The 14,185-nt window shown below is 34.7% G+C and carries 12 protein-coding genes and 1 other annotated feature; all 12 genes read right to left on the minus strand.

Annotated features, from left to right (window positions below):
- Positions 1 to 76 precede the first annotated feature (76 nt).
- A complete protein-coding gene (ileS, locus tag SPD89_RS01180; protein ID WP_336260114.1) occupies positions 77 to 2,845 on the minus strand; it encodes an isoleucine--tRNA ligase in 2,769 nt (922 codons plus the stop codon).
- Positions 2,846 to 2,918: 73 nt separating this feature from the next.
- Positions 2,919 to 3,133: a binding site (T-box leader), on the minus strand.
- Positions 3,134 to 3,238: 105 nt separating this feature from the next.
- Positions 3,239 to 3,733, minus strand: a complete 495-nt coding sequence (locus SPD89_RS01185) for a DivIVA domain-containing protein (protein ID WP_336260115.1) — start codon at positions 3,731 to 3,733, stop codon at positions 3,239 to 3,241.
- A gap of 155 nt (positions 3,734 to 3,888) precedes the next feature.
- Positions 3,889 to 4,668, minus strand: coding sequence for a YlmH family RNA-binding protein (locus tag SPD89_RS01190; RefSeq protein ID WP_336260116.1), 780 nt, complete (start codon positions 4,666 to 4,668; stop codon positions 3,889 to 3,891).
- 6 nt (positions 4,669 to 4,674) lie between these two features.
- Positions 4,675 to 4,941, minus strand: a complete 267-nt coding sequence (locus SPD89_RS01195; protein WP_336260117.1) for a YggT family protein — start codon at positions 4,939 to 4,941, stop codon at positions 4,675 to 4,677.
- Between the two features lie 17 nt (positions 4,942 to 4,958).
- Entirely contained in the window at positions 4,959 to 5,375 is a 417-nt protein-coding gene (locus tag SPD89_RS01200; RefSeq protein ID WP_336260118.1) for a cell division protein SepF, read from the minus strand.
- 21 nt (positions 5,376 to 5,396) lie between these two features.
- On the minus strand, positions 5,397 to 6,068 hold the full coding sequence (locus SPD89_RS01205; RefSeq protein ID WP_336260119.1) for a YggS family pyridoxal phosphate-dependent enzyme: 672 nt from the start codon (positions 6,066 to 6,068) through the stop codon (positions 5,397 to 5,399).
- 138 nt (positions 6,069 to 6,206) lie between these two features.
- On the minus strand, positions 6,207 to 6,443 hold the full coding sequence (locus tag SPD89_RS01210; RefSeq protein ID WP_336260120.1) for a YlmC/YmxH family sporulation protein: 237 nt from the start codon (positions 6,441 to 6,443) through the stop codon (positions 6,207 to 6,209).
- Between the two features lie 1,691 nt (positions 6,444 to 8,134).
- Positions 8,135 to 8,920, minus strand: a complete 786-nt coding sequence (gene sigG, locus SPD89_RS01215) for an RNA polymerase sporulation sigma factor SigG (protein WP_336260121.1) — start codon at positions 8,918 to 8,920, stop codon at positions 8,135 to 8,137.
- A 141-nt stretch (positions 8,921 to 9,061) separates the two neighbouring features.
- Positions 9,062 to 9,775: an RNA polymerase sporulation sigma factor SigE gene (sigE, locus tag SPD89_RS01220; protein WP_336260122.1), complete on the minus strand. Its 714-nt coding sequence runs from the start codon at positions 9,773 to 9,775 to the stop codon at positions 9,062 to 9,064.
- Positions 9,776 to 9,799: 24 nt separating this feature from the next.
- Positions 9,800 to 10,723 (minus strand): sigma-E processing peptidase SpoIIGA, encoded by a 924-nt coding sequence (gene spoIIGA / locus SPD89_RS01225; RefSeq protein ID WP_336260123.1) that lies wholly within the window; start codon positions 10,721 to 10,723, stop codon positions 9,800 to 9,802.
- 970 nt (positions 10,724 to 11,693) lie between these two features.
- Positions 11,694 to 12,827: a cell division protein FtsZ gene (gene ftsZ / locus SPD89_RS01230; RefSeq protein ID WP_336260124.1), complete on the minus strand. Its 1,134-nt coding sequence runs from the start codon at positions 12,825 to 12,827 to the stop codon at positions 11,694 to 11,696.
- Between the two features lie 69 nt (positions 12,828 to 12,896).
- Positions 12,897 to 14,165 carry a cell division protein FtsA gene (gene ftsA / locus SPD89_RS01235; protein ID WP_336260125.1) on the minus strand — a complete coding sequence of 423 codons (1,269 nt, stop codon included), beginning with the start codon at positions 14,163 to 14,165 and terminating at the stop codon, positions 12,897 to 12,899.
- Positions 14,166 to 14,185 lie beyond the last annotated feature (20 nt).

Below are 14,185 nucleotides of genomic sequence, written 5' to 3' on the forward strand. Positions count from 1 at the left end.
ATTATTTACAAAATCAAAAAAGTAGAGGATGGATTAACCCTCTACTTTAGCGTTTCAATATTTAGATGAAATTCACTTAGTTTACTAAATGACGATAATGCTCTTCAACTACATCCGCACAACGAGTGCATAATTCCGGATGCTTATCGTTTTCGCCAACTGTATTAGATAACATCCAGCAACGTTCACATTTTTCTCCAGGATGCTTTTCAACGTAAATGCGAACATATCGGTAATCTTTTGCATTAGGATGTGATTCATTAATCACTGCTTCAGATACGATCAGTAACTGGTGAATGTTCGGAATCGACTCCAATACGTTTTTCGTTACATCATCTTTCGCTTCAATTGTAATTTTTGCTTCTAAAGGTTTACCGATAATTTTCTCGTTACGTGCTTCTTCAAGCGATTTTAGCACATCTGAACGAACCTTCATGAAGTGATCCCATTTTTCTTGAACTTCTTGATCAAAGCTTTCTACTTCACGTGCTTCCGGCATATCCGTAAGCTGAACGTACTCAGCATCTACCCCGTTAATATATTCCCATACTTCTTCTGTCGTATGAGGAATAATTGGAGTCAATAACTTAACAATAGACACTAAAGTCTCATAATAAACTGTTTGAATACTACGGCGTTTATGATTATTTTCCGCTTCAATATAAAGAATATCTTTAGCAAAGTCTAAATAGAAAGCACTTAAATCAATTGAAATATAATTATGAATATCATGGAAAACATCAGCAAAATCATAATTTTCATAATTATTTTTAGCATTGGATACTAAGGTTTGTAGACGATGTAACATATAGCGATCTACTTCCTCTAAATCCTTTTCTGCTACAGCATCTTTACTGGGATCAAAGTCAGCCAAATTAGCTAACATAAAACGAAATGTATTTCTGATTTTACGATAGTTTTCAGCAACCTGTTTTAAAATTTCTTGTGAAATTCTTACGTCTGCTTGATAATCAACCGAAGAAACCCATAATCTTAAAATATCTGCCCCTAGCTGTTTCAAAATTTTAGCAGGTGGGATGATATTTCCTAATGATTTACTCATTTTCCTTCCTTCACCATCTAAAACAAACCCATGACTTAGTATTCCTTTATATGGTGCTTTTCCTGTAACCGCAACTGCAGTAGAAAGTGAGGAGTTAAACCAACCACGATACTGGTCACTTCCTTCTAGATAAATATCAGCCGGACGCCGTAGTTCTTCCCGCTCTACTAACACAGCTTCATGCGAGGAGCCTGAATCGAACCAAACATCCATAATATCTGTTTCTTTCGTAAACTTGCCATTTGGGCTATGTTCAGAAGTAAATCCTTCAGGTAGTAAGTCTTCTGCTTCCCATTCGAACCAAATATTTGATCCATGTTTACGGAAAAGGTTAGAAATATGCTCAATTGTTTCATCCGTAATAATTGGCGTATTATCTTCTCCATAAAATACAGGAATCGGAACTCCCCATGTACGTTGTCTAGAAATACACCAATCTTCTCGATCACGAACCATATTGTAAAGTCGTGTCTCTCCCCAGTGTGGATGCCATTCTACTTCTTTAATCTCATCTAAAATATTTTGACGAAAATCTTTAATGGAAGCAAACCACTGAGATGTTGCTCTAAAGATCGTCGGTTTTTTTGTCCGCCAATCATGTGGATATGAGTGTGTAATAAACTTTAATGTTAATAAAGCATCTACTTCTTTCAGTTTCTCCGTAATTGCTTTATTAGCATCATCATAAAACATTCCTTCAAATCCAGGGGCTTCCTCTGTAAAATAACCCCGATCATCAACGGGACAAAACGCTTCTACATCATAATTTTTAGATACGTAAAAGTCATCTTCCCCGTGACCCGGTGCAGTATGAACACAACCAGTTCCTGACTCTGTTGTTACATGGGTTCCAAGCATGACAATAATATCTCGATCATAAAATGGATGTTTAGCAATTACTTTTTCCGCCTCGCGACCCATAAAGATTTTAACACGCTTATAGTTTTCCCATTCTAATTCTTCAGCTATTGGTTCCAGTAAGTCATGCGCAACTACATATTTTTCATTATTTACTTGTACAACTTCGTATTCAAGATCAGGATGTAAACTAATTCCTAAACTTGCCGGAATTGTCCATGGTGTTGTCGTCCAAATAATAATTTTTGTTCCTTCTTCTAATAAACCAAGTCCATCTGTCACTTCATACGATACATAAATAGATGGAGAGCGTTTATCTTTATACTCAATTTCTGCTTCAGCAAGAGCAGATTCCGAAGAAGGTGACCAATATACAGGCTTTAATCCTTTATAAATATATCCTTTTTTCGCCATTTCACCGAATACTTTAATTTGAGCAGCCTCATAATCTTTCGTTAATGTAATATATGGATTATCCCAGTCACCTGTAGCACCTAATTGTTTCCGTTGCTCACGCTGGCGATCTACTTGGTCAAGTGCATATTCAGCACATTTTTGACGAAATTCAGCTGTGCTCATCTTTTTACGATCTATTTTTTTGTTTTTAGTTAATGCTGTTTCAATCGGCAATCCGTGTGTATCCCAACCCGGAACATATGGCGCATGAAAACCTGACATCGATTTATACCGTACAATAAAGTCTTTTAAGATTTGGTTTAACGCATGCCCAATATGAAGATCCCCGTTTGCATATGGTGGACCGTCATGAAGCACAAATAACGGTCTTCCTTTTGTTCTATCTTGTACTTTTTCATAGACTTTATTATTATCCCATTCTTCTCTACGAATAGGCTCTTTATTTGGCAAATTACCTCGCATGGGGAATTTTGTTTTTGGCATTCGTAGTGTATCTTTATAGTCCATTAAATTAATCCTCCTTAAGAGATCGTGTCAAAATTCAAATTCATTTTAAATATAAAAAAATCCTCAAAATCCCTAAAGGGACGAGGAAACTCGCGGTACCACCCTTATAAATCTAATAAAATTACATTCACTTATTATTCGTAACGTGAATTTCCGTCCTATTCTACTTAAATTTCAAATGGCTACTCCAGAATGATTTTCTAAAAGAATAACTGTATTAGGCTTTCACCATCCCTAATTCGCTTTTACAGTTATTTTCTTTTATACTATTTCTTTCATCGTATTTAATTATAAGTATGAAATTTTCGTTAACATTTTAAGGTACTATTTATTATAGCACAATCAAACAGTAATCATACAATGATATCTACTACACTTTAATTAGAAGTATAACTATTCTGCAAGGATTTCAGACTCGTCCTCTGCAGTTTCCAAAAACTTTTCCCAATCTTCATTATCCACCATATCAAGTTGTGCTTCGATTAACATTTTAAGTCTAGTGCGAAACACTTTCGCCTGACGTTGTAATTCATCCGTTTCCATGGCAATTTTTCTTGACTTAGTCAAAGCTTCATTAATAATGCGATCGGCATTTTTTTCGGCCTCTTTAATAATTAATTTAGCCTCTTTACGTGCATTCGCTTTTACCTCTTCTGCTGTTTCTTGGGCAACGAGGATCGATTTATTTAACGTTTCCTCAATATTCATAAAATGACCGATCTTCTCATTTAGCTCTTCTACTTCTTGTTCTAAACCTTTCTTATCTCTTATCGTAATTTCATAATCCTTAATAATTTGATCTAAAAATTCATTCACTTCATCTTCATTATATCCACGAAATCCTCGTGTAAACTCTTTATTATGAATATCTAATGGTGAGAGTACCAAAACAACACCTCCAAAAATATTGCTAAATTTTTTCAAAAATACTTTACTAGTCTAGTTTTTAGAGCCAATACCAAATATGTAACATAAAAAACTGTCAATTTCTCTTTTCTATTATAGTACATAATCAGAAATTCAACATCTTTTTTCTATACATTTTAAGTTTTTAATCGTGCAGTTGTTACTCTAATTTTATCTTTTCTCGTTCGTCCATTTATTTCAACGATTTTACTTCTTCCATGACCACGAACAGAAATTAAATCATCTGCAATAACTTGTACAGATGGATCGTCAATATCTGTATGATTTACTTTAACACGATTTCCTTTTATGTAAGATACCGCATCTTTTCTAGAGATTCGATAAATTTCTTTCACCATTATATCGAGTCGTAAAGAAGAAACAGTTTGGCTTGCCGTTATCCACTGATCCAGTTTACGAATCAAGTTAGAAAACTCTCTTTCCTTCAAATCGATACGAGCATTTTTTATTTGTGTCAAATTCATCATGATATAAGAGGATAGTTCAGCAGTAACAATAATTTGAAAACGATCATCGGCTACAAAAATATCACCAACTTTTTTTCGATCGATTCCAAGTGACATAAATGCGCCCAAAATATCACGGTGCTCTAATCGATTAAATTTACTATCGAAAGTTCCTTCTAAAAGCGTTATTTCAAATTGCTTTTCTGTCATTTCTTCATAGTATGATGCAATGATCCCACGACGTCGTTCGGTTTCATCCCCACCTCCGAAGAATATACATTTTATTTCTTCATTAGCAGTGCCAATTATACTACTTACGATTTGTTGTTCTCTCGGATCAAGGAAATCAGACAAATAGGGAGTGTACGTTCTTTCTACTTGCTCTTTCCATGATAATACTTGGTCAACAAATGGGTGCTCATGTTTTCTAAAATGTTGATAAATATTCAAATTTTCTTACCAACCGATCATTCGAAATAATTCAAGAACTCCAATTCTAGCTAAATGTAAAACAAAGATTGCTGCAATTGGAGAAATATCAATCATACCGATTGGAGGAATTATCTTTCTGAATTGTTCCAAATATGGTTCACATATCCGACCAAGAAACATTCCAAATTGAGATTCACGAGCTCCCGGAAACCAAGACATTAAAATATAAACGATTAATGCATAACTGTAAATAGTAATTACTCCATTAATTAAGCCTAAAATTTGCCCCATATACTTACCATCCCTTTTTAAAGTTCATCCTCTTTAAACGCTAACGATGAGATTGTACCTGTTACATCAACGGTATCAGGCGTACATAAAAACGTTGCTATACCCAATTTTTGAATATCACCTTTTATTGCGTAAACGGTGCCACTTAAAAAATCAACAATTCTCTTCGCCTGCGCATGATCAACACGTTGTAAATTGATAACGACCGCACGTCTATTTAATAAATTATCAGCAATTTCTTGGACTTCATTATAAGATTTTGGTTCACACAAGATGACTTTAGAAGTTGGTTGTTGTATTGCCGATAAGCTTACTACATTATTCTCTTTATGCTTAGAATATGAGTTTTTTGGCTCGTCTACTTCAATTTCTTCTATATATTCATATTCATCATCTGTACTGAAAAAATTTCTAAACTTTTCTTTCAAACTCATTTGAAGTCCTCCTTATGGATTTTAAGATCCTACCAATTTTGACCCGATACGAATATGGGTTGCACCTTCTTCAATCGCAATTTCATAATCATTACTCATTCCCATTGATAAAAACTTACATGGTGCATGGGAGAAATTCTGGTTCATGACGTCATCACGTAGATTCCTTAGTTTGCGAAAAACAGTTCTAATTTCTGCTTTATTATCAACATGTGGCGCCATTGTCATAAGTCCAACAACTTTTACTCTATTATATTGTTCTAATTCTTTGATAAAAGACATTACTTCTTTAGGATTTAATCCATGCTTTGATTCTTCTCCACTGACATTAACTTGCACAAAACAATCAACCGGGTCATCTGAACGGTTGTTAATTTGTTTAGCAACTGAAAGACGATCTAAAGAATGAATTGCCGAAACTTTTCCAACCACATCTTTTACTTTTCTTGATTGTAATGTCCCAACAAAATGCCAATTAGCTCTATCTCCAATTTCTCCATATTTATGTAAAAATTCTTCTGTACGATTTTCGCCAAGATTCGTTATTCCAGCCGCAATTAATTCTTCTGTTCGTTCTATTGTAACATATTTTGTCACACCGATAACTGTAATTTCGTCAATTTTTCGATTCGCTTTTTCGCAAGCTTGTTCAATTTTTTCATTAATGTAAGCTAAATTTTCCGAAACACTCATTTTATGACATTCTCTCCTATTTTTTACGATTTTAAAGCGAAATTTCAATCATAAATGAAATTTCTAACCCTATTCTAGCATAATATAAAAAATCTTCATTAAAACCGTCTAATTTTGTCCTAAGGAAGTTGTATTATGCTACTTTTCTTCCGTAACAAGAATAATATCTGAGCCGATTGTAACAATTTGTTCCCAAGAAATCTGTCTTTCTTCTGGTTTATTGAAAAAAGAACCTTTCATTTGTTTATCTAAAATAATAAGTCCCGTAATTAAACCACTTTGTTCGTTGATCTCCAAATCATCAATAAACCCTAATCTTTTACCACTTTGCATTACTATTACTTCTTTCATTTGCAGTTCGGATAATGTAACCAAATTTATTCACCACCTTATTATATATGTATATGAAATTAGATTGAATTCATTATCAATAATTATCATCAAATGTTGTTATATCAATGTTTTAAAAATAACATTTAGTTAAACTGCAAGATAATAAAGTGAAGAAAAAAGAATGTAATTGGGACTAGTTTGCGGTTAAATCGGGGCTAAAAATGATATGTGGATAAATGTCATATAGAGACCGCTAATCACAGTCTTTCAATTGTTATCTTTATTCTTTTTTATACAATGGGCAAACGTTCAAATTAGAAGTAAGAAAATTGAATCATTATGGATATGACAATTAATAAAATCAATTCGTAGAGAAAAAGGTATTACTAAGGAAGGTATAATTCGTAAGATCGGTTTATCTGAAATTAATAAAGCCTGGACATAAAATAGGATAAAAATAAGCCGCATCCTACGATTATTGGGGCACTTTTAAAAAGTTAAGGTTTTTTAGACCTATTTTTAAAAATAATGTGATTTGAAAATTACTTGTTCACATTATTTGAAATAAAAAATCATCCAGAAAAAAATAGGGGGAAATAAAAAATGACGGATCAAGAAGAACCTTGAACCGTCTGATTCGGTGAATGCCGTGAGTCTATTGCTATTAGATGGAGGCTTCATATTTTTGACTGGACAAACAGTCTGATTAAAAAGTTATTTTTACCGGATTAAAATTACCACAAGCTGCCCGTAGCTCAATTATCATGAATATGTCTAAAACCGCTATTCTTTCAGTAGAAAACTAGGCTTATCATCCGAAAATGGCGAAAAACTTATTATATCAACAATGAGTAGAGGCTGAGGCGTAAAAATCGAATGATTGTATTTTAGAATGATACTATTTCTACTGTTTTATCTTAATACGTAGTTGAAGGATACTGTGACGTAACTATTTAATCACCCCTAGGAAAGAATGACTCGATCTCCAAGACGTTAAGTCGAGTCAGTTTCCATGATGTCGAGTCGTTTTCAAAGACGTCGAGTCGTTTTCCAAGATGTCGAGTCAATTTCAAACATGTCGAGTCGTTTTCGAACATGTCGAGTCAGTTTCCATGATGTCGAGTCAATTTCAAACATGTCGAGTCGATTTCGAACATGTCGAGTCAGTTTCCATGATGTCGAGTCAATTTCAAACATGTCGAGTCGATTTCCAAGACGTCGAGTCGTTTTCCAAGATGTCGAGTCAATTTCAAACATGTCGAGTCAGTTTCCATGATGTCGAGTCAATTTCAAACATGTCGAGTCGTTTTCCAAGACGTCGAGTCGATTTGCAAGACGTCGAGTCGTTTTCCAAGACGTCGAGTCGTTTTCCAAGATGTCGAGTCAGTTTCCAAGATGTCGAGTCAATTTCAAACATGTCGAGTCGATTTCCAAGATGTCGAGTCGTTTTCCAAGACGTCGAGTCGTTTTCCAAGACGTCGAGTCGTTTTCCAAGATGTCGAGTCAGTTTCCAAGATGTCGAGTCAATTTCAAACATGTCGAGTCGATTTCGAACATGTCGAGTCGATTCGCAATATATGAGTTCCCCCCTTAGATGTGGAGTTGACTATAACATAACATGTAGACTTTTATGTCGCAGTTTATAGTTAAAATACTATTGTCCCAGCTTCTATCAGCACAAAAGAGGAACGGCTGTTGTAACCTGTTCCTCTTTACAATAATAAATTAAATTATTATTCAAACATTTCCGAGTTCATTTGTTCGATAGCTGCTTTTTCAAGGCGTGAAACTTGTGCTTGGGATATCCCTATTTCTTCCGCAACTTCCATTTGTGTTTTTCCTTGAAAAAATCGCTTGTTTAATATTGATTTTTCCCTTTCATTTAATTGATGCATCCCTTCTTTTAATGATAAGTGATCATCCCATCTTTCATCTGATTCTGTATCATCGCTTATTTGATCCATGACATAGATTGGATCTCCACCATCATTATAAATAGGTTCAAACAAAGATAAAGGATCTTGAATCGCATCTATAGCAAATACAACATCTTCATGAGGAACACCCATTTCTTTGGCAATCTGAACTGGTGTAGGTTCCTCCTGTGTTTTATTAATTAGCTTTTCTCTTACTTGTAAGGCTTTGTAAGCAGTATCACGTAATGATCTTGAAACTCTAATTGGATTGTTATCTCGTAAGTATCGCTTAATTTCACCAATAATCATTGGAACGGCATATGTTGAAAAACGTACATTATGTTTAAGGTCAAAGTTATCAATCGATTTCATTAGCCCGATACATCCTACTTGGAATAAATCATCTACATTCTCCCCTCGGTTATTAAACCGTTTGATCACACTTAGCACTAATCTTAAATTACCATTAACTAGTGTCTCTCTTGCCTTTGCAACATCCTCTTCTCTTTCTATTTGCCTGAAGAGTTTTCGCATCTCTTCATTTTTAAGTACTGGAAGTTTAGATGTATCAACGCCACAAATTTCTACCTTATGTCTTAGCACTCTCTTTACCCTCCCGATATGTCTACTGCTCATCGTAAGTATCTCCGTAAGAGAGTTTTTTTATGCAAGACAAAAGGAGCATATTTTACATAATAATCTCTGAAGCGCTATACATTAAGTGTTTGTTAAAAATAACATAAATTAAACCATTTTTTTAAATTCCTTCTGCAGCCTTTTAATTATTTTCTTTTCCAGTCTGGAAATATAGGATTGCGATATGCCGAGCATATCTGCCACATCTTTTTGTGTTTTTTCTTCTTGACCAATAAGGCCAAATCTTAATTCCATGATCTTCTTTTCACGACCATTTAGCGTAGATAGAGCGTTAACTAATAACTGCTTATCAACTTTCATTTCTAGGTCTTTTGTAATTATGTCTTCTTCTGTTCCTAAAACATCTGATAGCAATAATTCATTTCCATCCCAATCAACATTTAAAGGCTCGTCGAAAGATACTTCTGTTTTTATTCGGTTATTTTTTCTTAAATACATTAAAATTTCATTTTCAATACAACGTGAAGCATATGTAGCGAGCTTGATTTTTTTCTCTGGGTCAAATGTATTAACTGCTTTTATAAGCCCAATTGATCCAATACTGATGAGATCTTCTATATTAATGCCAGTATTTTCAAATTTCCGGGCAATATAAACAACAAGTCGTAAATTATGTTCAATCAATGTTGCACGAGCAACTTTATCTCCCTTTGGTAATCGCTCAAGCAAATCCTTTTCTTCCGATTTTTCTAACGGTGCCGGAAGTGCTGTTTTCCCACCAATATAATAGATCTCATCTTTTTTAATTCCAAGCTTAATTAAAATTCGATTCCACCAAAGACGTAAACGAAATTTCCACACAGTAAATTCTCCCTCTCATAAATATTAGGCACTTCTCACTGTACTAAGATGAATAATTTGTGGATGTAATAAACAATGGTAACTATTATCAGCTGTTAAATTAGCTAATTGAATTCCTATCAGAACATCATTCGTTTCTATAACCTCATTCTCATAATCAATAGTTAGTTTGTCCGGGCGGATTGTGAATAAAAGGTCACTGTTTCCTCCTACCCCTTGATAAGGGACAATGGAAATTTGTTTTTGAATCGATGTTGGAATTTGTTCCATATCATGGTTAATTATTGAAGAACATAATAAATCCCAATCCTTGTCTGTAAAGAAATTTTTTAAAAAAATTTCATCGCAAATTACAACAGGTCGATTAGATAACGGGTCTACTAGATGATTCCCACTGTCAATATACCCAACTGTTTGATGGCTCACTCCATTAATTGTAAAGATACAATTGTACATTTGGTCATATTTAATCTTATCTTTTACATGCCTGTCCATACGTGTTTTCGTGAAAAACCAAATGATAGGAAATCCAATTAAAATAATTATTAGACTCATCTGATCACCATATAAGTTATTGACATAAAGAAGAAATTTATTTGTTTTGTTGCCAAGTGTATCTTGTACAAGAAAATGAAGACCGAATAAACCACCCCCTACTGAAAATGAAATAAAGTAAAAAATACACATATTCTTTATTATGTGAAAAATACTTTTAATTCCAAACGCTGCAATGACAATGAAAATTGAATATATTCCTTTTCCAAGCATAGAATTAAAATATGAATCAGGAAAATAAATAACGATTGGAACAAGTGATGTCGCAATCATTGTTCCAAATAGTAAACGATATATCGTTGTATGAACACGAGCCAAATATTTCGTTAGTGACAAGATCATCAAATTAAAGAGCAGATTGAGAATAATAATGATGTCCAAATATAAAATCATCGACTCTGTCCTTCCAGACTTTCTCTGTTTCTCTTTAGTACCATAAGTATAGTAGATTGGTAAAAAAAACATTGTCATTTCATGTATTAGTTAAAACGTTTTTTACGCCAAGATTTAAGAAAATTTGTCAAAAAAAACAGGATCCTTTCTAAAGCCTTATTGCTCTTAATCTTCGTAGTTGAAGGAAACTGTGGCGTAACGATTTATCAATGTTGGGGAAAAGTGACTCTACCTCTGCTGCGGAATGTGAGTCGATTAACAACATGCTGAGTCTAGATCTAAGATGTCGAGTCGATCTGCAAGACGAGTATGTTTCGATATTAATCGTGACCGTTTTGGGTGGGGATCATGGAAAACGGGCATGTTTTGATATTAATCGTGACCGTTTTGGGTGAGAGTCATGGAAAACGGGCATGTTTTGATCTTAATCGTGACCGTTTTGGGTGAGAGTCATGGAAAACGGGCATGTTTTGATCTTAATCGTGACCATTTTGGATAAGAGTTATGGAAAACGGGCATGTTTTGATATTAATCGTGACCATTTTGGATAAGAGTTATGGAAAACGGGCATGTTTTGATGTTAATCGTGACCGTTTTGGGTGAGAGTCATGGAAAACGGGCATGTTTTGATGTTAATCGTGACCGTTTTGGGTGGGGATCATGGAAAACGGGCATGTTTTGATATTAATCGTGACCGTTTTGGGTAGGGATCATGGAAAACGGCGAGTCTTTTTCCAACATGTCGAGTCCATTTGAAACATATCGAGTCTATTTCCAAGATGTCGAGTCATGTTGAGTCATTCTCCATGATCTCGAGTCGATCCTATCGATTTATTAATAAGCAGAGCCTTATGTCACAGTTTATAGATATTTGGTCATTAGAACAATGGATTTATTCGATAAGAGGGGGCAAGTACGGAGAATATAAAAAAAGCCTAAGCAGATTTTTGTTCTGCTTTAGGCTTTGTCGTTATCTTTTTCTATTTCTATTTCTTAAAAATGTTGGAATATCTAATGTATCTTCATCATTTTGGTATGTCTCTTCTTGTTGCGGTTCTCTTTCACGTTGATCCGGAACTCGTGTTGCTGCAGCATGCTGTTGATATGTTGCAGATGGGCGAGGAGTAGCCTGTTTTCTTTGCTGTTTCTTCGTTTCATCGAATCCTGTTGCAATTACGGTGACAATAACTTCCTCTTTTAAATTTTCGTTTATAACATTACCAAATATAACGTTCACTTCATCATCTGCAGCAGACGTTACCAAATCGGCTGCTTCTTGAACTTCAAATAGACTAAGACTTGGACCACCGGAAATATTCATTAAGACTCCCTGCGCTCCATCAATAGATGTTTCAAGTAAAGGAGAAGAAATTGCTTTTTTAGCGGCTTCCACTGCACGATTCTCTCCTGTAGCAACACCAATTCCCATAAGTGCTGAACCTTTATCATACATAATTGTTTTAACATCAGCAAAGTCAACGTTTATAAGTCCTGGTTTTGCAATTAAATCTGAAATGCCTTGCACACCTTGACGTAATACATTATCAGCTTCTCTAAAAGCTTCCAACATTGGAGTATTTTTATCTACAATTTCAAGTAAGCGATCATTTGGAATTACAATTAAAGTATCCACTGCTTCTTTTAATGAATCGATGCCTGCTTTCGCTTGTTTTTGTCTTCGAATGCCTTCAAAAGAAAATGGACGTGTAACAACACCAACCGTTAATGCACCTAGATCTTTTGCAATTTGAGCAATAACAGGTGCAGCCCCGGTTCCTGTTCCTCCACCTTTTCCTGCAGTTACAAAAATCATATCCGCACCTTGCAGCACTTCTTCAATTTGTTCTTTACTTTCTTCGGCAGCCTTCTTCCCAACTTCAGGGTTAGCACCTGCACCAAGACCTCGTGTTAATTTCTCACCAATTTGTAATTTTATCTCAGCTTTTGATAAATTCAATGCTTGTGCGTCTGTATTTACAGCAATAAACTCTACACCTTCTACCCCATGGTCTATCATTCGATTTACCGCATTGTTTCCACCACCGCCAACACCAATTACTTTTATCGTTGCAAGCTGATCCGTATTCGTATCAAATTCTAACATGGTTTGTCCTCCTATGAAAATCACTAGTTATAGAAGCGATTAGTTTTTATATTCGTTCAGTTGCGAGATTTATTCAAAAAATGATTTAAAGAAATTTGCTACTTTTGATTGTTTAGGTTCTTCCTCTTTAACTTTCTCGTTCGTATTTTTCCTTTGATTACTAGAGGGTTGATTTACATGTAACGATGGAGTTAAGTCTTTGCCTTGGATTTTTGCGTTCCGATAAGCAAATTGTATGGTTCCTACTCCTACTGTATACTGTGGTTCACGTACTCCGATATAATCTGGAATTGCAATCCGAGCATTAGCATTAAATACTTCCTGGGCCAATTCTAAAACACCTTGCATTTTCATTGTTCCACCAGTTAGCACATATCCGCCACGTAACTCATGAAAACCCATTCTTCTTATCTCTTTTTTAGAAAGCTCAAATATTTCTTCAAGTCTTGCTTCAATCATATCAGAAATTTGTAACTGATTGTATACTTCTTTTTGATTACTTCCAATAATTGTTGCTTCAAAGGTTTCTTCCTCTAAAGCAGTATCATAATAAGCATGTCCATAATTAATTTTAATATTTTCGGCTTCTTCAGTTGTAGTACGTAAACCGATAGATAAGTCTTTTGTAATATTATCTCCACCAAGAGGAATTACGGAAGTTGCTATAAGATGATCATTTTCGAAGATAGAAACAGTCGTACAACCTCCACCTACATCGATTAATGCTACTCCTAAATTGCGCTCATCTCTTGAAAGGGCAATTGAACCCGCTGCTATCGGCTGTAGGCAAATATCGGTGATATCCAAATTTGCTCTTTCGACGCATTTTAATATATTATGTAAAACTGTTTTAGAACTTGTTATTATAGTTCCTTCCATTTCTAACCGAACACCAATCATGCCTCTTGGATCAGTTATTTCATCCAATCCATCAACGATAAATTGTTTCGGTAAACAATCAATAATTTCTCTTTCAGGAGGTATTGATATTACTTGAGCACCGTCTATTACTCTCGTAACATCATCGTCACCGATTTCTCGGTTTTCGCTTTGGACTGCAACAACACCATGACAAGAATGCAATTCAATATGGTTACCGTTCACCGCAACTACTACTCTATCGATACGCATATCTACCATATGTTCCGCTTGTTCAATAGCGTTTTTTATGGAATGAACGGTTTCATCTATATCAACAATTGCACCTTTTCTCATTCCTTGCGATTTAGCGGTACCTACCCCAATAATATTTAATGAATCTTTTAGCACTTCTCCAATAATGACTTTTATTTCAGATGTTCCAATATCTAAACTGACTAATATTTCACCATTACTCAATGATAAGGCACCTCCACTAC

Origin of the sequence: Pseudogracilibacillus sp. SO30301A, from assembly GCF_037072025.1 — a bacterium.
Taxonomy (GTDB): Bacteria; Bacillota; Bacilli; order Bacillales; family Amphibacillaceae; genus Pseudogracilibacillus.

Bases quoted from the DNA above. Each gene is read 5' to 3' on its own strand.
- ileS (WP_336260114.1), bottom strand. From the start codon at position 2,845: ATGGACTATAAAGATACACTACGAATGCCAAAAACAAAATTCCCCATG.
- SPD89_RS01195 (WP_336260117.1), bottom strand. From the start codon at position 4,941: ATGGGGCAAATTTTAGGCTTAATTAATGGAGTAATTACTATTTACAGT.
- SPD89_RS01200 (WP_336260118.1), bottom strand. From the start codon at position 5,375: ATGAGTTTGAAAGAAAAGTTTAGAAATTTTTTCAGTACAGATGATGAA.
- SPD89_RS01205 (WP_336260119.1), bottom strand. From the start codon at position 6,068: ATGAGTGTTTCGGAAAATTTAGCTTACATTAATGAAAAAATTGAACAA.
- spoIIGA (WP_336260123.1), bottom strand. From the start codon at position 10,723: ATGATTTTATATTTGGACATCATTATTATTCTCAATCTGCTCTTTAAT.
- ftsZ (WP_336260124.1), bottom strand. From the start codon at position 12,827: ATGTTAGAATTTGATACGAATACGGATCAGCTTGCAACGATAAAAGTA.